Source organism: Haloarcula sp. K1, assembly GCF_001647155.1.
Lineage (GTDB): Archaea > Halobacteriota > Halobacteria > Halobacteriales > Haloarculaceae > Haloarcula > Haloarcula hispanica.
The window spans coordinates 1-19936 of sequence record NZ_LRHL01000045.1 but is presented as its reverse complement, the minus strand read 5'-3'; the positions used below and the strand labels follow the sequence as shown (position 1 = coordinate 19936).

Below are 19936 nucleotides of genomic sequence, written 5' to 3'. Positions count from 1 at the left end.
GAGACTACAATGACAGACGCAATCGCAGCGGACGACATCGAAGAACTGATTCCGGCCAGCCACATTTCGCTGTCCGAGCCACCAGCCGAAAAGGAAGCGTGTATCGAGTTCTTGCTCGACCTACTAGTCGACGGCGGCAAGGTCGAGGACCGCGACCGCGCACTCGACGCGCTGCTGGAACGCGAATCGGAGACCACTACGGGCGTCGGCATGGGGATCGGGATTCCACACGCGAAGACTGACGCTGTGAACCGCCCGTCACTGGCATTTGCTCACTCCGAAGAAGGCGTCGACTTCGGCTCGATGGACGGCGAGCCGGCGACGCTCATCTTCATGATTCTCGTCCCGGAGGCCGGCGGCGAGGAGCACCTCAACATTCTCAGTTCCCTCTCGCGGGCCCTGATGCATGACGACGTTCGGGACCGACTCCACGAGGCAGAGGACGAGACGACCGTTCAGGACGCACTCCGGGAGGCAATCGCATGACGGTCGTGCGCACTGTGACGATTGTTCCGGAGGCTGGCCTGCACGCTCGGCCGGCGTCGGCGTTCGTCCAGGCGGTCAACGACCACGAGGCCGAGGTCTCGGCCGGTCGTCCGGACGGTGACCTCGTCCAGGCGGCGAGTATGATCGCAGTCACCAGCCTCGGCGTCGGACAGGACGACGACATCAAACTGGTCGCCGACGGGCCGGATGCAGAAGCAGTGCTCGACGAACTGGAGCGGATACTGACAACGCCAGAGGCGGAACTGGACACTGACGATGGCTGAACGCACGCTTCACGGTACCGGTGCGACGCCGCGCTCCGGCGTCGGGTCGGTTGTCTGGTACGGCCGAGACATCTCGCTCCTGGACCCGGACGGCGTGGAAGTCGATCCCGAGACTGAAATCGAGCGGTTCGCCGACGCCGTCGACACCGCCCGCACCGAACTGGAGTCCGAGCGCGAGGCGACTGCCGAACGCGTCGGCGAAGACGAGGCCGCGGTGTTCGACGCGCACATCCAGTTCCTCGAAGACCCGACTATCGAGGACGCCGTCGAGACGATGGTCAGCGAGGGGCTTCCCGCACCGAACGCCGTTGACGCCGCGTTCGGCGAGCACATCGAGCAGTTCGAGGGGATGGACGGCCGGATGGCCGAGCGCGCGGACGACCTCCGAGACGTCCGTGACCGACTTCTCCGTCTGCTGACGGACGGGGAGCGGGTCGATCTCGGTGACCTACCAGAGGGAAGCGTCGTCCTCGCCGAGCGGCTGACCCCCAGCGACACGGCGCAACTTGACCCGGAACGTGTCGCTGGGTTTGCCACGGTCACTGGTGGCCGAACGTCCCACGCGGCTATTTTCGCCCGCTCGCTGGCCCTGCCGGCCGTCGTCGGTGTCGGCGACGCTCTCGAATCCGTCGAGGGGGAGGAAGAGGTCGTGATCGACGGCGACAGCGGCAAGGTGGTAGTCAGCCCCGACGACACCGAGCGAGCGGCCGCAGCAAGCGACTCGGGAGCCGCTGTCGTCGATGAGTCCGTCGAGACAACCGACGGGAGACACGTCGAGGTTGCAGCGAACGTTGGCCGACCGGCGGAACTGGACTCCGCAGCAGAACGGGGAGCTGACGGCGTCGGCCTCTACCGGACCGAGTTCCTCTTTCTCGACCGGGAGACGCCGCCGTCGGAGGACGAACAGTACGAGGCCGTCCGCGAGGCGCTCGATACGTTCCCGGACGGGCGCGTTGTCGTCCGCACGCTGGATATTGGGGGCGACAAGCGCATCCCGTACCTGGACCTGCCGGAAGAAGGAAACCCATTCCTGGGAGAGCGAGGAATCCGGCGCTCGCTCAACCCCGATTCGGACCTGTTCGCCACGCAACTCCGTGCGCTCCTGCGCGCTGGGGCGGATGGGGCTGGGGACCTCGCCATCATGTTCCCGCTGGTCGCCACTATCGAGGAACTCGAGGCTGCACTAGACACGCTGGACGCAGCGGCGGCCGAGGTTGGAGGCCACGACGCTGACGCTGTTGCTCCCGAAGTCGGCGTTATGATTGAAACGCCGAGCGCCGCCTTCATGGCGGACGAACTCGCCGCGCGGGTGGATTTCCTCTCTATCGGGACGAACGACCTCACGCAGTACGTGATGGCCGCCGACCGGGAGAACGAGCGCGTCGATGACCTGCACGACCCGACGCATCCAGGCGTCCTGCGCGCGATCCATCGGACAGTTACCGCAGCTCACGCCGAAGACGCCTGGGTCGGGATGTGCGGTGAGATGGCCGGCGACCCCGCTCTGACGGAACTGCTCGTCGGTCTCGGCCTCGACGAACTCAGCATGAGCGCCGTGACGATTCCGGAGGTCAAGACGGCCGTCAGCGAAACCGAGTACAGTGCCGCGAGCGAGCGCGGGGACCGCGCCCGACTCGCCGCAACGCGAAGCGAAGTCCACACCACAGTAGACACATGAAACTCGTCGCAGTCACCTCCTGTCCGACTGGTATCGCACACAGTCAGATGGCAGCCGAGAACCTCGAACAGACAGCGGGAGAGCACGGTCACGATATCAAGGTCGAAGTCCAGGGCGCGATGGGCGCGGAGAACGAACTCTCCGATGCTGACATCGAAGCCGCTGACGCCGCTATCATCGCCGCAGACACGTCGGTCAGTCAGGACCGATTCAGTAGCGTCCCGCTAATCGACGGCACCGTCAAGGACGCCGTCAACGACGCCGAGGGGATGATCGCCGATGCCATCGAGGCCGCCGACGGCGACGCGCCGGCCACTGGGAGCGAAGAGGGGTCCGAGTCCGCAGATACTGGGTCTGATCAGCAGCGCCGCCGTGGCGGTGACCGTTCGAAGAGCCTCGTAGCCCGACTGAAGCGTCTGCTTAGTTGATACGGAGTTAGATCGCTCCGACGTAGGCGACTTCTCGCCCACCCCCTACGATTGAACCATTCCCTTAGCCACGAAACCAAATGGAAAGCGGGCGGTCCAGTTTCGAGTCCAGGATTATATATACCCTGAAGTGACCGAAACCGACTGTATCGGAGAGGGGTAGCGGTTGTAGCTCGCTGGCGGTTATTCCTCACCATCGCCCGAGGAGCCAGATATATCGCCACCGCTGGCTCCCGGGGCGAGAAGATACCCCAAAGCTGTTGTCCCTGATTCGGGACCGGACCGTAGTTCCACTGTCTGTCGCTCCTGGGTGACGCCAAACTCGGGGAAGTATTGGGTTGTAGTGGTGCGAACGTCGCTGGTACCCAGCGGGTAGACACTCAGCAAGGGCGGGTCATCGTCGGTGGCTGCCCGGTGGGACGCACGTATTGGTCCAGACTCGTCGACTGTGACGGCAATGTCCGGGTGGAAGTGGAGGCGGGAGATGCTCGGCTCTGTCTCAGTGTCGGGTCCACTGAGCATATCGCGAACAAGCCACCAGCCGTCCGCCGCAACGATTGTCCTGTTGTGCCGATACGACGCTGGTGCATCAGACGCTGTTTCATAGCATCCGTCGAAAACCGCCGGTTCTGTCTCCTCGTAGCGTACCGACGGTTCCGTTCGCGCCCCCATCAGATACTTTCCACCGATCTCTATCGGCTCCGTATCGCCGACCTGAACCGTATTGTGTCCAGCGACACTCCTGACGTACTGTCGCCGTTCGTCGCTGGCATAATCATACACACCCGTATCAGTAAGCACACGGTGTCCATCGACCCAGAGCAAGACACTCAACATATCGTTATGTGAGTGGCCGGGTAAATGCGGGGGCCCGACGGGGCCGCCGTCCACTAACAGACGTCCATGGTTCGCATCGAGCCAGTAGTATCCAGATTCCCCACTCGCTGGACTGTGAGCCGGAGCGGGACGGTCATCGGAACTGAATCCGGCGGCAGCAGCGTACTCCAAACAGTCGGCAAGCGGAAGCGCCTGACCGAACACGGCGTCGTTACACAGCGGGATCCGCTCGTCCGGGGGACAGAGATATCGCAGATACGCTACAGCCTGCCTTGTCATCGCTGTCATCCAGTTGGGGACCGTGCGATCACTGGCGGCCAGTACGGAGCACGCTGTCACGTATCGCGTTGTAACGATTGCATGATACATCGGCGACCGCTCGTAGTGCCCTCCGTCGGAAAGAAACTGTTTAGCCCCTGTACGGCCGAGAATAGAAATTCCTTTTGATGCCCATGAATTATCATCCTCAGAGAAGGTGAGTCCGGCCATGAGCAGTGCGAGCCCGTTCTCAACGAGGTGGTTGCCGCCGACATCACCCTCAATGTGGTTTATGAGGAAGAGCGAGTTCCGATATATCTCTCGAGCAAGCACCTCAGTAAGTCTCTCTGGAACGCCTTCCTGGGTGCCCCCAGTTCGCCACGCGAGGTACCGCGTGAGTGTTTGAATACGGAGTGATACTGCCCACGGTGTCCACGCATTTCGAAGGTAGCCCGGCTGACCGATTTCGATACTATCGGCCCAGTCCCACACCCACTGGTCGAACACCTCGACAACCCTGTCGGGAGCCGCCTGTGGGTCTTTGAACCCCAGCGTCGCCCATCGGAGAGGTTCGAACGCGTATAGTTTCAGCGGCCAGAGAAGCGGATAGTCGTCGAACCGGTCGTCGAACCAGTTAGGTTGGTCTGGCGACCGAAACTGTATTGTCCTATTGAGGAACGTCAGGTTGCCGTCGGCCGCCTGGCGACTCCGTTGCTGGAACATCCGGACGGTCGATTCCGAAAGTTCACCGCGAAGCAGGTCGAGGTCTGTTTCGACTGGACTGGTCGCCACCGAGAGGGCTCGGGGAATCGCCGCGTCGTATCGCCCGTCGAAGTCGAGCGGGAATCGCGTGAGGACGGAGTTCCGAGTCGTTCGTTCAGCCATTCCGAGTAGCTGAGCAGGCTCCAACTGTGTGAGTGTGTGTCCATACAACCTGACCGCTTTCGGAAGCATCTGCAGGGACTCAGTCATCGTCAGTACTTGGGGCCGTGTACAATTCTTGCTGTTCGCTCGTTGTCACCGTCCGGAACACCTCGCCCAGTCGGCCCGCGATGGCCTGCCTGTCATACTCTTCGGAAACGACTCGGTGTCCGTCTCGACCCATCGCCACCCGCTGATCGGGGTTTTCGAGGAGGGTGTCAATCGCTGCCGCAATACTCTCGGGATCGGGTTCTGTGTGGACACCTGCGTCTGTATCCGTCGCGAACCGCTTGATTTCCCCCCTCCCAGTAACCACGACGGGTAGCGAGCACGCCATATATTCGTAGAGCTTCGTGGGTATCGCGTAGTCCAACTCTGGACTGTCTTTTATCGGGGCCAATCCGACAGTTGCGCTGTCCAGGATCTCCGGGATTCGTTTACGGTCCACCAATCCGACAAACTCCACGCGGTCTTCAAGATCGAGTCTCTCCACTACACCCTTGAGCCGAGATACTTCATCCCCGTCACCGACCAACTGGAGTACGGCATCGTCACTTGAGACGTGTTGCATTGCCCGGATACACGGTTCGAGTGCCTGTGCACTCCCGATATTCCCGGTGTATACGATTCGCGAGTCGTTTTCCTCAGCGGTCGAAACTGACGAGAACCGGTCGGTGTCAACACCGTTTGGGATGACTCGGATCCGATCCCGGAGATCCCTGCCGTACGTGTCAGCGACTGCATCTCCGAGCGTCTCAGTCGTTACCGTGATGCGATCAGCGGAGCGTAACGCAAGACGCTGGAACGTGCGACCGGCTTTTACCAGTGGACTGTCTGCTGTAATGTATCCGAGGGCGATCGAGTTCTCAATCCACAGATCGCGGACATCGATCACCCAGGGGTTCCCGATGGCAGCAGCCACGAGTCCGGGGAACCCAGTGGTGATCGGTGGCGTAGATGTCATGACAACGTCGTACTGCCGGAAATTCATGACTAACCAGAGTGCCGCATGGACTGCGAATATGAGGTAGTAAGGGAGCCGCCGGAGCAGAGAGGGATTCTCCCTCTGTGGCTGCCACGTCCACAGTCGGTGGACGACGACTCCCTTATCGCGTTCTGTCTGCTTACGCTTCCAAGTCCGTTCGAAGTTTCCCGGTGGGTAGCAGAGGGACGGCGCCAGAACGGTCACGTCGAAGCCGTCGTCGAGATTGACGGCTGTGTCGTGGATTCTGGAGGCATTGCCTCCCTTTTCCGGGGGATACCGCTGAGAGACGATGACACAGTCAGTCGTCATCGGAGCGGATTATGTACGGCGACTGTCCCAATCTTAGATGCTTCTCTCCATCTCGACGATGGTACCGTGTCCGTTGGCCTATCGCTGCTCATCGACATCGAATCGTTGCACTGTATCCTTGACGGGAATATTAGTATACATCTGATACTCCCGAGGCGTGCCGAAGCTGAGTCCGTTATGTGTTCTCTTGAAGTTGCTCTATCTCGGTCTGTAACATTGCTTTGTTTCGAGTAAACCGGTCTCCCCACCTGCACATAGCAGATCTCAGCCTCTAAACCACATCAACCCGCTCCGACCCGCCCGGTAACCATATCCTACTGTAAATATAATACAATTACCATATTATATCTAACTGTCTTGCGTATCAAGTCGATGTGTTTTGAGGGCATAATTGGTAACTACTCTAAGTACATAGGAAGTAAAGACACACGTAGTACGTTTATACCGTGTGAGAACGGCTAATTAGCATATACCTACTCCACTCATATGTATGTCCGATAAGCACAAACCAACTGCTGACGATAACAAGATTCCGGGACGCTCAACCACTCTAACAGCAAATGAGAGAGGTAAAGTCCATCTTAATCGGAGATCTTTCTTCCAGTTCGGGCTAGCAGCGATAACCGCAGCCATCGGAGTGGGGAGTCTAGGTGCAAGTACCTCGTTCGGTCAAGAGAGCAACACTCACATGACGGATTTTAGTGAGTACGTGTAAGAGAACATACAGTCCTTCGTTTAACGAGTTGCCTCAGAGCGATGCAAAACCTTGTTCTGAACTGAACAGTGAACCCCGGTGCATGGGCCAGAGTCGAGGAGAACTCATAAGAGGATTCCAAGTATGCCTTTCGTCTGATATTATATAACGGACCGATCTCATTTCCACTATACCAAAGATGGAAGCTATTCAGGCTTCAGTACATCTCAGCAACTCTCTCAACCGTGCCATGTGTAGTTAAAACCGGCATTTGAATTGTGAAAGTGAGTTTGGCTCCCGTCGAAGGGAATGCGAAAAATAGGACTGGGGATTTTATTTGGGTTTCTCTGTAGGAAGCCTATACTAATGTCCCGAGCATATTACCTTGAGACGAGAGCAATGATCACGTTCCTCCATCGTTTGTACCACTTCAATCGATCCAATATATCGGGTAGTACAACTTTCGTATATCTGTCATGACAAGTGGCTCTGGGGAGGTCAGTCGTCGCAGGCTTATAGCTTTTATCGGAAGTATCGTGACTATCATCACAGGCCTACTCTACACCTGGCTACCGGGTTTCGATAGGGGTGCTGGTGAACCTCCAGATGGGAACGGGACTGAAAAGTCTGCTAAGGCGCCGGTTCAGCAGACTGCAACGCCTACGCGACCGACTGACGAGCCCGAGGTAGTCCAAGACGCCGAAAATATCAGTGACTACGGTTCGGAGCCGAATCCGAACGATCCCAGTGCGGCAGCAGCGAAGCGAAATCTCAACGCCATTCTCAAGGCTGCAAGGGCTGCCGGCCATGGAGGAACAATATTTGTTCCTGAAGGAGAGTACTATTTTGGCGGTGACGATTCAGGCTATAGCCCGTACGTGGAGTTCGGTGAAACCGTGCCTGCTGGTATCTCTATCCTCGGAGAGGGGGCGAACAAATCAGCATTGGCAATTACCAGACACGCTTCCGCTGAAAACCGTCCAAACCAGAGCGGCTTTATCTGGTACGACGGATACGATCACGGGACCGTCGAGATTGCAGATATCAAACTGGACGGGAACTACGAAAACGTCAGCGGACTCGCGGAGAACAACGGGGGCTCCTGGGGCCTCCAAATGTCGAAAAACGGTAATTTCCATCTCAAGCGTGCATGGATTCGAGGGTGGCATTTAGCGGGGGCTCGTGGCCGTGCTGTCCTCAGATCTGTCACAAACTGTACGTTCCAAGATAACGGAATCGGGCGCCACAACGCGACCAACGGAGAATCGAACTCTCACCATATCTCTGTCCGACCGCAGGCAGGCGACGAGTTTACTGTCAAGAACAGCTGTTTCATCGACTGTGCCGGAAACGCGATCAACATTAGATTTGGCGATGGAGTCACCAAAATTCACAACTGCTATATCAGTGGAACGGGGTCTGGGCTGTGTAAAATGTCCGCGGGCAAGGTCGTAGAACTGAAAAACATCTATCACAGAGCGAACACCCCCTCTTTAGAGCAGAAGGTCGATAAGCGGGACATCGGGCCTGATTTCCACGGCCGATTTTTCATTAATAACCTCGGAAACCGGGGAACCACTCCGACCACCGTCATCATGGACAACGTTCTCTCTAGAGACATGTCTGATTACGCGTTCCAAGCACAGGACGCCATCGGAGATGGCCCGATGAACGTGATATGGAAGGGAGACATGATTGCGATTTATAATACCAACCGTGCTCGGGACGAGGCAGTCATTCGCGAACATGGCGCTGGGAAGTTCTCCAACATCGACATTGATCGGCTATCTATACACAATTCGAAGGCTAAGGCATTCATGTTCACCAGTTCTCAAGGCACGATAGATACATTCAACCACTCCAACACAGATGGAATTGGGAACGCAGGTGACGTTACTATCAACGCAAACAACCAAGGCCAAAGCCGCTTCAGTCCATCGGTTCCCAGTATAAAAGAGGTAGGAGTGAGCCCAGTCGCCTCCGGTGAAGACGTAACCGTAAATTCGGGTAACCGGAAGAGGTGATCCAACTCCTGTTCAGGAGGTGATTGAAGTGGCAATTAAATTGAATGAGAAAATCCAGTCTGGCATACTCAGACAGGAGTCGGTCCTGTAGTGCTTTTGCTACGTCCCCTCCATCTTGGTTCCGTTAGCCAGATAGATCCTGATATCACCGTTGTCGTAGGATCGGTCAACTGTTCTGTCCCGATTAAAACGCTGGAAATCCTGTGACGTGTATTTCCACCGCTGCGGATAATCCGGGTACGTCTCCTGATAGAAGATTCGGCCTTTTCTGTTGATCATCACGTACTTATCGCTACCGTAGTTCTGGCCGAAGTACTGACTGGTTGTGTAATTGAAATGGGGTGGGAGAAACACCTCCCAGAATGATAGCTCTTCGCTCACACCGTGTTCTGCGTGGTGGAACCGTCGGTACTCTATATCGAAATGATAGAGCTCTCTGTTTCCGGTCTCGTGTTCGGTGAGCCACTCGCTGCCCTCGACTTCCATCGCTGTGACCTGGTCGTTAGTCATTCCTGACAGCGGTGATGGAAACAGTGTGAGCGTGGACAGTACGATGAGCACCAATACTGTAAGAGTGATCGCTGGCTTTGTGCTGCGGGCAAGTAACGACCGGCTGGGTTGCCCGAGGCGGATCCGAATTATGTGGAACAAGGGTCCAAGCAAAAGCACCGAGCCAATTTTGGCCACCTGCCAGGGGCGCTCCTGTGTGACGATCAGGTCAAGAAGAAGGAACAAGAGTCCACTAGTGCCGAACACGCCTACAACTGCCCCCATCATAGTGGTCCGAGTGTCCAGCACGTCTCCCTTTTTAAGACCGAACAGAAGAGCGACTCCGAACAGGCCCCCGCCAAGACCAAACAGTACCATTTCGGTCCCAAATCTGAACGTAACGAACTGAACAATATCGATCAGGGATGGTGTGGCCTCCTGTGCAGTTTGGGCGTACGCCTGAACGGGTGCATCGCTGCTATCCGACCCGAAGAGGACACGATAGATAGTATCGAACCGCAGTATAACGCCAGGGAAATTCGAGTACCAACTCATGATAACCGCAAGCGAGAGCCCAAAGGCGCTCGTCGGACTCTGATATATCGTCTGTATTCTTGGAAGATACTGAACAATATAGTACAGCATAAAGATTGCTGTAACGAACACAGCGGTTAGCGGGTGATAGAGGAGAATACTCAGGAGTGTGAGTACCAGAACCGCTCTAATTGCAGGAGTAGGATGCCGCTGGCTTTTGAAAAAGAGATACAAAACAACCGGGATCAACAGGATGCTAAAGTCGAATGGACGAAACAGCGAATGGCTGTATCCAAGTATTGGTAGCAAGACGAAGGGGAGACCCAGAAGGAAACCCCTTCGCGAATCGGCTACCTGAAACAAGAGGTAAACCATTCCTCCAAAATATACCGCGGAAAAAATCACCGGCGTCAGCATCGCTAATGTCATAGCCTCCAGTCCAGTAGCGTCGGCAGTAGCGAGCACAAGCAGGTGAGCGAGAGGGTAGATGTTAGCCCCAGTAGTGCCTGTGTTGACGATGTCCTGTACGTATCCGAGGTGCGTCAGCGGGTCGGCATCTCCGTACATCACATATCCCCGTATGAGAGGCATCAGTAGCAGTAACGCGTCGGTAGCCAACATAAGTGAAGTGCCGAAGACCCACGACCGTTCGTTCGAATTCCCGATGCTTCGAAATATCAACAGTGACCCGGAAAACAGAGACCCGATGATACAACCCCAGAATGAAGTCGGATATGATTCGTAGAGCGATATCTCGTACTCGGTGGCTGGAGGGGAAATTACCGCAATAGCCGTTGATATCGAAAGTAGCAGGACACCGACAACTGCAATGGCTCCCGTAGTTCTCGAGTGAGTGAAAACGGTCTGTTCAGAGTTTTCGCTCATGAATTGTTACCCACAGGCATTGCTCAGCGAATTGACATTTGTATCGACCGGTCTAGTATTCGTCGAGAACGTATCCACCATTTGTATTGTACGCCCATAGAATAGTCAATATGATTGTTAGTGCGCTCCTAACCTGTTCTGGAGCGCTTATCCTGTACTGTAGCGTTTTAATTGTTCTTCCGAGAAAAATGCAAACAGATTCTACAGCCCACACACATATTACCGCGGAGATACGAGACGAATGACAGTGTGTCCCGCTGTTAGACGCTTACCGATTTGGTTGTAGAGACAGACTTCCCGCTACTATTGACCACTGTGAGTGCGATGCTGTAGTTGTTCTCGGTGACCTGCTCGATGTTGAACATATCGATGTCTGAAGCCGTATTTCCGCTGACTTCCCACTGGACGCTCTCTACCACGGCATCTGAATCAACGACATCGATGTCAACTGACCGGAGTTCGCTATCACTACTATGCACGTCCCACACGACAGTGATATTAGCTTTGCCGTCACCTTTTTGCGATTCAGAGACACTGAACCGTCCGATCTGCGGTTTCAAGCCGTCTCCAGATGCGGACGCTGACGCGGTAGCAGACGTGCCGTTTCCACTATTGTCTGTCGCGGTCAGCACAATGGTGTACTCGTTTCCAGTTCCGTCGTCTCCACTCGCTGTGAGATCCGTTGTTCCTGTAGCTGAGCCACCCGAGACAGCAACACTCTTCGTATCCTCCTGCTCGTTGTTGGTTTCATCGTACAGGCCCAGATCGACGGTTGAGAGATCTCCGTCCGAATCGCTGACCTCCCAGTCAATCGCAAAGGCCGCATCCGTAGTATCTGTCTCGACCTGTGAAACAGATAGACCGTTGACAACAGGACTGGTCCCACTATTGTCAGTGGTAACGGTAATGCTGCTCGAATCGGTGTTCCCGGCTGAGTCGGTCACCGTGGCATCAAGCGTGTGGGTTCCGTCTGATAGCCCTGAGGAGTCCCAGCTGGCCTCATAGTATCCCGTATCCGAGTTGAACGACGCAGTCGACCACGTCTCACCGTCGACGCGATATTCGACGGTGGGGGTGCCAGCAGCGTCTTCGGCATCAGTTACGCTGATTTTCAAGGTGACTGTACCGTCTACTGTTTCTTCAGAAAGGGGCTGTTGCCACGCGATTTCCGGCCTGGCGTCGTCGAGCCTGGCTGGTTCACCGCTGGTACCAACGCTGAAGAAATCAAACATCTGAGTGTCACTCGACCAAGATCCGATCCCAGTCCATCCCGGATCGGTGACGTCCCCATCAGTTACGTCTATATCCCACGAATCAGGCTCTTTCGCGCCATAACTCCAGTTTTTGGCTTGTACAGATGAACCATTGATACGGAGCCGGAGATAGCTCCATTCATCAAGGGGGTTTGAATTGGCTACAGTTTCGCCAAGTGTGGTTTGTGACCCATTGAAGTCCTTCTCAACTCGGAGCTTGATGCTCCCATCGCTTCGAACAAACCAGACAGAATAGCCGACCATGTTTCCACTGGCATCGGTGCCTCCTCGGCCGATCAAACGGCCCCAGCCGTCGCCATCGTTGTTTTCCGAGCTGACATGGACCAGTCCGAGTACCTCGATATCGGTATTTTCGCCGACATCGTCCCAAGACATTGCATGCGAATTAACGGAACTGGCACTGAACTCGACATATGCGTCGCCCGTTGTTGAATCATTCGAGACGACTGACCAATCCGAAGGGTCACCGCCCCACCGGGCTGTCCAGTCTGGGAGGTCGTTCTGTGAGTCGTCTACGGTCTCAGTAGTAGTCGTTTCCTCCTCTGTACTACTCTGGCTCTTCACTCCTACCTCGTCCTCGCTTGGAACATCCACATTCAGCGGGCTCCCTCCAGAGAGGTGACTGCCTACATTGATGTCCCCCATACTTCCGACACTACCGACGTTACCCGTGGAGAGCGTGGCGATAGAGCCGTACGAGTCCTCGGTTTCAAACACCTTCGCATCGGTGTCGTGAACCGATATCTCGCCAACATCAACGTTCTTGAACGCTGCCCCCTGTCGGTCGCGGATGACCTCATCATCAGTGTACATGTTCGAACCGGCGAACGCGATCCTATCGCCGATCCATGTGATATCAGATGGACCGCCCACCGAATCACGGACTTGGAATGCATACGAAGTGTGGTTCTTCGTCGACACTTGTTCCATATCCAACGTCACGCTGGTGTCCCCACGATCCCCCAGGCTCTGGATGAAGTGTCGACCCAGGAATCCATCGTTTGGCTCGTCCGGGAGCAGCGATTCCAGTTCCGCTGTGTATGCTGTGTGGTTGATGCGGCGCAGTTCGACCCTCTCTCCGGCGGAGAGTTTGAGGAACTGACTACCTGTCCCAGCGGCGTACACGTTCCGGATTCGGTAGGTTCCGTCACCGTATCGAATGTTTATTGCACTACCCGGACAGTTCTTTATTTTACAGTTTTCGATGACCGTGGTGCTGCCTTTCGGCGTCTGCAACGAGTCAAACGGATGTGTATTTGATCCGCTGTCTTTGTGATATTCGATGCCGATCCGGTTGAGGGTACAGTATCTCGCGGATGAGAGGTACTGCCTGCATCTAATACCCCGCGTATAGGTGTCTGTAATCCGAACATTGTATAGCGAGAACGACAGTGGATCGCCAGAAAGCGAGAACCCATCTGCTCCGCCGCTGTGCGCGTTGAGATCGCCCAGATTGGGAGCGTTTACGTCCAGCGTAAGCCCACGAATCTCGACATCCCCATGGTCTGCGTCCCCGTCGTAGATAAACGCCGTCTGGTTCGAGATAACCGCAGGATCCATGTGTTCAGTCACCGCAAGTGTGGACTTAGCAGGCCCCTCGCCGTAAACTGAGATGCCACGTGGCTGACTTCCACCCAGATTGATGAGGGAGTAGACGTCCTCACTACCGAAGTAGTAGGTCCCTTCCGGAACAAATATCGATCCGTTCGGACCAGCAGCGTCCATAGCACTATGAAGCGCGTTTAAAACTTCTCGTGCGACAGAGAGGTCTGGATCATTCGGGTTGTGATCGCGACCAACACCGTGATTCGTGATGTCTTCGGCACTATCGGGCACGTAGGCTGGTCTACTCATTGGAAACCTCCCGGTTAGTCTCCTCAGACTTATCTGCCCTGTTGTCAGAACCCATCCACGCCTCGGCGGTGGTTGCGATCTTTCCAAGTGAATTTCTCACGACCGGTTCCACTGTTACCGTTTTTCGCTCGGTAAATAGTCCCTTAATGGTATTTCTCGGGCTGAGACAGCCGTATCTCCCCGAATTCACTTCACTCGTTTCACACTGATTTCCTGCCCCAGTAATGACTTCTTTCTCAAGGTAGTTCGCTCTTAACATGCTGTACCGAATTCGACCCGACTATGGTATTATAAATTGTTACTTTATATAGGTATCTGGTTATTCGATACAAAATCTTGTGAACTGCATACTTACCATTTCATATTCCCCACTACTGACCTAACGGTCGAAAATCGCCTGAAACGAATAATTCAGTCTTCAACAATCAGGGAGAGATATTAGATATATCCAAGATGCTTTAGACGATCTTCGACGTCTGACTTCGATGGTTCTTCTTGCTCTGCAACGCTCGCGCACGGATTGCTGGTTTTTTGATCTGTGGCAGATGTAACAGCCCATGGGACCTTTTTGAGATGAGGGTGTGGTATCCCCTCCGGATGTCCGTACTGTTTCATCTCTCCGAACAACTCACCGTGGTCAGCAGTGATGGCGACCCGCTCCGCATCTATGTTACCGAGAAGGCGACGGATTGAGCCAAGGACTAGTCGAAGGTTATCCAGATAATTCTCCCAAGCCTCTTGCTTGGATATCTCCCCACGTTCGATAGCTTCCCATGGATGATCCTCAGCGTCAGTGATATCCCGCTGTTCCCTGTATGCGGATGCCACATGCGGACGGTGTGGTTGATAATAGTGAAGAATCATCCGCTCGAAGTCGAGCTTTCGTCCCGCAAGAATCGCTTGGTCGGTCACGATATTCGGCGGAATCGTATCGAAGTAGTCCTCGTACCTGTGGTGGCGAGAAAGCTGTTTCAGGAGTTTGAACTGGCTTTCGTCTACTACGTTCCAATCTGCCCAAGTAACTGGCACAACGTACTTGCGCGGTGGCCGTTTCCCGTCTTTAAATGTCGGCTGAGTATGCGGATTCGTAGAGAGATATACTGTGTCGGAGATCTCGTCTGCGTGTTCCTGGGTGAAGGTTTTACACAACCACTCATGAGAAGAGCTTCCTGTGGACCACACGCTATCAACCCTGTCGATAAACTCAAATTCGGGTGCGACTTCCCGCAACGCGTCCACACGACAGGCGTCTAGTACGATCAGTAAATCCCACTTTTTTTCGTAAATGTTCGTGCCGAGAGGGTACTGAGTGGTCAGTGAGAAATATAGGCCATTATAAGCTCCACCTAAAAAATATCGGAGTCCTTCCTCGCCCCCATCTACTTGGTCTCCTGTAAGGGTACGTAGCCACTCGCGTATATTAGTCTGCACAGTGCAGACTTTTTGCAGTGGATGGTATAGTTATAAATATTCTACCCACAGTATCGTGAATGGACCATCCCAGATGTAGTTACGCAGTTCAATATAGATATTATACAAGTAAATATATGTAAATTTTATCTGTTGTTTTCAGATTTCAATAAGGATGGCACAAACAGGACAGCCAGTACCGGATGCATACTTAATGAGACCCACTTCCAGTTAGTATTCATGTACGATGCGGTCGTAAGCGCGATGAACCATCCAGACCCCTTTAATCCCTATATGGGGCTGTTCAATTTCCGATCCATCAGGGCGCTCAGTATGACAGACACTAGTCTAGATGTCGTTACTCCTCGTCCGAGAGCGCCTCCGATAGGTCCTTACTCCGAGTTCGGCGACATACCGAGCCGACATGATTACAGTTCTCACGAGGTCCATTACCCTAGATTCCTCTACTTGTTACCGCAAAAAATATTCAAATACACGTTATCGTCACGGTCGTTTTCCGAAATGCTCCCAGAGTATCTCTCAGAGAACTTTGAGACGCCAGATATCTGCCATGCTGGCCACATCCATTACGATGGCTACGGGTTAGTGCCGTACTGTAGGAGCAACGATATCCCGCTGACAGTCATGGGGCGTGGGAAAATTTTAAACAGTTTCTATGAACTCTCACAGATCAGTCGGAGAAAAATCAGAGAGACCCTCAATTACGCGGACGGTGTCTTTTGCGTGAGTGAGTCACTCGCACGAACCGCCAACAGTATTACCGAAACACCGAAAGCTACTGTGCTCCCAAACGGGGCGAATCCAGCGCGGTATCCAACGGACAACGAGGCGACGATTCGGCAAGAACTAGGAATTGAGAGAGATACCACACTAATCATGTTCTGTGGCGGGTACACGGAACGGAAAGGGATTAACGAGATTTGTGAAGCCCTGGATGAGATTCATACCGACGACGTAGCCTTCGTTTTCGTCGGTCATTACGGTGATCTCCGCACTGACCTCATCGCTGAACTCAAAGCTAGTCACCACGAGAACTATCGGGTCCTCTGGGAAGTCCCACCGCTGGGTCTCCGGCGGTGGTTCGCTGCCGCAGATATTTTCATGCTCCCAAGCCACGCAGAAGGCCGACCGAACACGATATACGAGTCGATGGCCAGCGAAACTGCGGTTGTCGCCTCAGCCGTATCCGGTATCCCAGAACAGGTGGTGGACGGAGAGACAGGCCTCTTGATCCAAAAGAAAGACTCCAATGCGCTTGCCACCGCCCTGAACAGTCTCATCACCAATCCAAAAGAGCGAGAACGGATGGGAACAAACGGTAAGGAACGGTTGGTATCGAAGGGATGGACGTGGGAAGCACACGGTCAGCGACTTGCGAACCTCCACGAATCGATCATCGCTGATGGACAGCTCCCCACGTCTGAAGTCTTGGACTAATGCCCGCCAGATAGTGTTAGGTTGTGAAGACGTGCTCCTCGAGGAACCGCTCGTACTCGTCAAACACAGGTCGCGGCGAGAAGTCGTCGGCGCGGGACCGCAACCGGTCAGGATCAGGAGGACCAGCAAGCGTGTCACGGACTGCGTTAGCCAATCCATCCACATCATCCATAGGAACAAGTGTCCCATACTCTCCATCGGAGAGAATTTCTCTTGGGCCGCTCGGACAGTCCGTTGAAACGATCGGACATCCAACCGCCAAACACTCGATCAGGACCGTCGGTAGCCCTTCATACCGAGATGAGAGGAGAAAAGCGTCTGACTTTGCCATATATCGATACGGGTTATCGACGAATCCAGGAAGCGACACCACGTCTGACAGGCCCTGTCGTTCGACCGTCGCCTGAACTTTCGCTCGGCACGGTCCCTTTCCTGCTATGATTGCACGTGCATTCGAGTTCCTACTGACTACCTTCTCGAACGCACGGACCCATCCATCCAAGTTCTTTTGACGTGCGTGTCGCCCAACAAATAGGACGACATCCCGATCATCGTTCTCTACCCAGTCGTGATCGACTGTTTGGCTGGCCCGTCCACGAATCTGTTCGACATCTACTGGGTTATAAAGTACTGAGATGTCCGAGCGTTCGACTGGAGTACTGTCAGTGAGGCTGTCTGCGACGCCCTCAGAAACACTGATGATTTGATCCGAAGCGGGGTAAAGCCAAGGGACGATTCGTCCGACAATCTGATCCTTTGGTGTCGCCTCGACTTCGTGTCCGAACGCGGAGTGTTGCGTCGGAATGACAGTTGTATCGATGTCGAGGAACCTATTGATAGCGAGCGAGACAATGCTTGGGTGTTCAAGATGGGGAAACAACGCTGCCGGCGTGTGTTTACTTAAATATCTAGCTAGGAACGGCAGATGTGCGGCCACCCCAACCACTGGCGTCGTCGATGGTGGAAGCTCGACGATAGAGACCTGCTCAGACAACTCTGAACGGAGTTCACCGCTCGCCCGTGACAGGAGAAGGTCAATGTCGTACCCCCGGGTGGCCAGCCCGTTCGCGATTGTGATCGCGACCTGCTCTGCACCACCGACAGAGAGATCCGGAATAAAAAAGGCCAGCAGTGGTCGGTCGCCGTCCGTCGCAGCTGAGATATTCTGTTCGGCTACTGTCGAGACAGCAGAACCAGCACCATCTAAAGGCGTCGGCTCGTCCATTATTGTGTTGGACCCGTCAGATAGACTTTGTTAGTCACTGGATTCGTTCGGTACCAAACTTCACATGGCCGATGGCATCGAAGTAGCACAGACTGTGTATTAGAAATTGGTATCAGGCGGAAGCTATCCGTTCGAGTTGTTCGGTACCGTATTTTAGTCGGTGTTACCTACCAGTTTGTCGATGTAGCGTATTCATACGGATATCTGTAATCGTTTCAAGCGGATAGGCTTTGTTTGAGCGGACAGAAATGTTGTCAACTGAGTCCCGGTACGAGTGGGATTCCAAAGCACAATACCACAATACGTCCTCATTTTGCAGGTATGGTCTCTGTCAGTTTCCGACGCAAGGACGCAACACCCTCGTAGGTCCACTCTCCTCCCAAGGAGGGTAGCAGATGGGGGTGGACAGGACGGTAGAGTGGGTTGGCAAAAAAGGCCAGTAAGAAGTATTTACGGGCCTCGTCGTACCGTCCAGCATGGATTGCTGACCGTGCAAGCGAGCGTCGCATGGACGCGAGAAAGGTCCGCTTGTAGTATTTCCCGTACTCCGCTGCGAGGCTGCCGTGCTTCTCGACAAACAGAGGATAGGCGACGTCGCGCTTCTGTTCGAACTTTGCTGTGATGCTATCCTCTCGGCCAGTTTGGCGATACGTAAGTGTCTCCGTGACCGGTTGGAACTCGCAAGCCTGTGCGAGCCGGAAAAACCACTCACGGTCCTGCCACGCGGGAAATCTCTCGTCGGGCAGCCCGGCATCGGAGATCACCTCAGTGTCGACTAGAACCGAAGAGAACTGTCCGAAGTTTGCGCCGGTCAGCAGATCTGTGACCACCTCGCCCGCCGCAGACGGGGTTGAAACCGTTGTTCCAGTCGAGCTCTCCCGTTTGACCCATGTGTAAACGACTCCTGTTTCGGGTGATGATTCAGTGAACGTATCGACCTGTTTCCTGAGCTTCGTTTCGTCCCACCGGTCATCATCGTCAAGGAACGCGACATAATCACCATTTGAAGTCTGAATACCCGTATTTCGGGCGACGTTTGCACCCCTGTTTTCTTTATGCCGGATAGTTTTCACACGCCCCTCACTCAAAATATCCTCGGGTAATGTCGTCGCTACAGGTGTCGGTGACCCGTCATCAACGACCAGCAGTTCGATCCGGTCGTACTGTTGGTTAAGCACACTTTTAATCGCGGCTGGCAGGCGTCCATCTCTCCCATACGTAGGTATTACTACACTCACAAGCGGATTCTCACCGTTCGTGTGGCATTCCCCCGACATATTAATCTTGAGTTGTAATCTGTATACCGGGATACTTAAGTACAACATTGCTACCGACAGACAAGAGTGGTTTCTGGACGAGGTGATAACCCCCAAGGTGGCAGATCTGAATTGGTATTATACAGACAATATCGTCTTTTGATTGCGGAGGGGCTAACGTGTAATAATAAAACAGCGTATCGTTAGCCGGTGTCTTATCGACCACAACCATAGCTTTTCAGGAGAATTACTATTTGTCAGGTCTCACTATGCTTTAGTACGTAATCCATATGCCGGAGACCAAGTGGGTTTCATCCATGTCGATGTCAAAACCTAGCCAGAGTCGGTTCCAGTGGTTTCTCGTATCGTTTGTGACTCTAGGAACGCTCTCGCTAGTCACCATCTGGGTCGTTGGCATCACTGGTCTTCGAGTTTACCTTGTCGGACTGTTTCTGATCCTACTCGTAACTAGTGAGGTGTTCCCTCCGCTGGCAGACGGGCAGTGGTGGCGTCGGCTACAGGTTGCCAAGCTTGTCGGTTGGCTTATTACTCTCTCCCTCCTGTTTGAGCGGGTCATTGAAGTAGTCTGATCCTTTTCGGTGTTCGCTCATGCGTAGCACATTGTTGATGTAGAGGTGTCTTGCGAT

At 54.4% G+C, this 19936-nt stretch carries 14 protein-coding genes; 6 read left to right on the top strand and 8 right to left on the bottom strand.

Annotated features, from left to right (window positions below; translation table 11 throughout):
* Positions 1 to 9 precede the first annotated feature (9 nt).
* Genes AV929_RS18585 through AV929_RS18570 form a run of 4 tightly spaced genes read left to right on the top strand, consistent with a single transcriptional unit; the run spans position 10 to position 2876 of the window.
* On the top strand, positions 10 to 486 hold the full coding sequence (locus AV929_RS18585) for a PTS sugar transporter subunit IIA (RefSeq protein WP_014031165.1): 477 nt from the start codon (positions 10 to 12) through the stop codon (positions 484 to 486).
* Positions 483 to 770 carry an HPr family phosphocarrier protein gene (locus tag AV929_RS18580; protein ID WP_050006938.1) on the top strand — a complete coding sequence of 96 codons (288 nt, stop codon included), beginning with the start codon at positions 483 to 485 and terminating at the stop codon, positions 768 to 770. Before AV929_RS18585 ends, AV929_RS18580 begins: the two co-directional genes overlap by 4 nt.
* Positions 763 to 2448, top strand: coding sequence for a phosphoenolpyruvate--protein phosphotransferase (ptsP, locus tag AV929_RS18575; protein ID WP_064288972.1), 1686 nt, complete (start codon positions 763 to 765; stop codon positions 2446 to 2448). The genes AV929_RS18580 and ptsP overlap by 8 nt, the downstream gene beginning before the upstream one ends.
* Positions 2445 to 2876, top strand: coding sequence for a PTS fructose transporter subunit IIB (locus AV929_RS18570; protein WP_050006937.1), 432 nt, complete (start codon positions 2445 to 2447; stop codon positions 2874 to 2876). The genes ptsP and AV929_RS18570 overlap by 4 nt, the downstream gene beginning before the upstream one ends.
* A 183-nt stretch (positions 2877 to 3059) precedes the next feature.
* Here AV929_RS18570 and AV929_RS18565 read toward each other — a convergent pair whose 3' ends face one another.
* Together AV929_RS18565 and AV929_RS18560 are read right to left on the bottom strand one after the other, a co-directional pair.
* Positions 3060 to 4856, bottom strand: a complete 1797-nt coding sequence (locus AV929_RS18565; protein ID WP_230458914.1) for a heparinase II/III family protein — start codon at positions 4854 to 4856, stop codon at positions 3060 to 3062.
* 79 nt (positions 4857 to 4935) lie between these two features.
* Positions 4936 to 6186, bottom strand: a complete 1251-nt coding sequence (locus AV929_RS18560; RefSeq protein ID WP_064288970.1) for a glycosyltransferase family 4 protein — start codon at positions 6184 to 6186, stop codon at positions 4936 to 4938.
* Between the two features lie 1230 nt (positions 6187 to 7416).
* Here AV929_RS18560 and AV929_RS18555 point away from each other — a divergent pair.
* A complete protein-coding gene (locus AV929_RS18555; RefSeq protein ID WP_230458913.1) occupies positions 7417 to 8904 on the top strand; it encodes a chitin-binding protein in 1488 nt (495 codons plus the stop codon).
* 99 nt (positions 8905 to 9003) lie between these two features.
* On the opposite strand, the gene AV929_RS18550 is transcribed toward AV929_RS18555, so the two are convergent.
* The 4 genes from AV929_RS18550 to AV929_RS18540 form a co-directional block, all read right to left on the bottom strand.
* Positions 9004 to 10812, bottom strand: a complete 1809-nt coding sequence (locus AV929_RS18550) for a hypothetical protein (protein WP_064288968.1) — start codon at positions 10810 to 10812, stop codon at positions 9004 to 9006.
* Positions 10813 to 11072: 260 nt separating this feature from the next.
* The gene (locus tag AV929_RS18545) at positions 11073 to 13940 is read right to left on the bottom strand and encodes an Ig-like domain-containing protein (protein WP_064288967.1); all 2868 of its coding nucleotides are present in this window, start codon (positions 13938 to 13940) and stop codon (positions 11073 to 11075) included.
* Positions 13933 to 14199 (bottom strand): hypothetical protein, encoded by a 267-nt coding sequence (locus AV929_RS22025; protein ID WP_155120771.1) that lies wholly within the window; start codon positions 14197 to 14199, stop codon positions 13933 to 13935. The genes AV929_RS18545 and AV929_RS22025 overlap by 8 nt, the downstream gene beginning before the upstream one ends.
* Positions 14200 to 14378: 179 nt before the next feature.
* The gene (locus tag AV929_RS18540; RefSeq protein WP_230458912.1) at positions 14379 to 15179 is read right to left on the bottom strand and encodes a hypothetical protein; all 801 of its coding nucleotides are present in this window, start codon (positions 15177 to 15179) and stop codon (positions 14379 to 14381) included.
* 411 nt (positions 15180 to 15590) lie between these two features.
* Here AV929_RS18540 and AV929_RS18535 point away from each other — a divergent pair, with 411 nt between their 5' ends.
* The gene (locus tag AV929_RS18535) at positions 15591 to 16808 is read left to right on the top strand and encodes a glycosyltransferase family 4 protein (RefSeq protein WP_064288965.1); all 1218 of its coding nucleotides are present in this window, start codon (positions 15591 to 15593) and stop codon (positions 16806 to 16808) included.
* A gap of 16 nt (positions 16809 to 16824) precedes the next feature.
* On the opposite strand, the gene AV929_RS18530 is transcribed toward AV929_RS18535, so the two are convergent.
* Entirely contained in the window at positions 16825 to 18033 is a 1209-nt protein-coding gene (locus AV929_RS18530; protein WP_064288964.1) for a glycosyltransferase, read from the bottom strand.
* Between the two features lie 308 nt (positions 18034 to 18341).
* Complete coding sequence (locus AV929_RS18525; RefSeq protein ID WP_064289116.1) at positions 18342 to 19310, bottom strand: glycosyltransferase; 969 nt, start codon at positions 19308 to 19310, stop codon at positions 18342 to 18344.
* Between the last annotated feature and the right edge of the window lie 626 nt (positions 19311 to 19936).

Excerpts from the sequence above, each read along its gene's own strand:
- AV929_RS18545 (WP_064288967.1), bottom strand. The coding sequence starts at position 13,940 with ATGAGTAGACCAGCCTACGTGCCCGATAGTGCCGAAGACATCACGAAT.
- AV929_RS18525 (WP_064289116.1), bottom strand. The coding sequence starts at position 19,310 with ATGTCGGGGGAATGCCACACGAACGGTGAGAATCCGCTTGTGAGTGTA.
- AV929_RS18580 (WP_050006938.1), top strand. The coding sequence starts at position 483 with ATGACGGTCGTGCGCACTGTGACGATTGTTCCGGAGGCTGGCCTGCAC.
- AV929_RS18530 (WP_064288964.1), bottom strand. The coding sequence starts at position 18,033 with ATGGACGAGCCGACGCCTTTAGATGGTGCTGGTTCTGCTGTCTCGACA.
- AV929_RS18570 (WP_050006937.1), top strand. The coding sequence starts at position 2,445 with ATGAAACTCGTCGCAGTCACCTCCTGTCCGACTGGTATCGCACACAGT.
- AV929_RS18565 (WP_230458914.1), bottom strand. The coding sequence starts at position 4,856 with ATGGCTGAACGAACGACTCGGAACTCCGTCCTCACGCGATTCCCGCTC.
- AV929_RS22025 (WP_155120771.1), bottom strand. The coding sequence starts at position 14,199 with ATGTTAAGAGCGAACTACCTTGAGAAAGAAGTCATTACTGGGGCAGGA.
- ptsP (WP_064288972.1), top strand. The coding sequence starts at position 763 with ATGGCTGAACGCACGCTTCACGGTACCGGTGCGACGCCGCGCTCCGGC.
- AV929_RS18535 (WP_064288965.1), top strand. The coding sequence starts at position 15,591 with ATGTACGATGCGGTCGTAAGCGCGATGAACCATCCAGACCCCTTTAAT.
- AV929_RS18560 (WP_064288970.1), bottom strand. The coding sequence starts at position 6,186 with ATGACGACTGACTGTGTCATCGTCTCTCAGCGGTATCCCCCGGAAAAG.
- AV929_RS18585 (WP_014031165.1), top strand. The coding sequence starts at position 10 with ATGACAGACGCAATCGCAGCGGACGACATCGAAGAACTGATTCCGGCC.
- AV929_RS18550 (WP_064288968.1), bottom strand. The coding sequence starts at position 10,812 with ATGAGCGAAAACTCTGAACAGACCGTTTTCACTCACTCGAGAACTACG.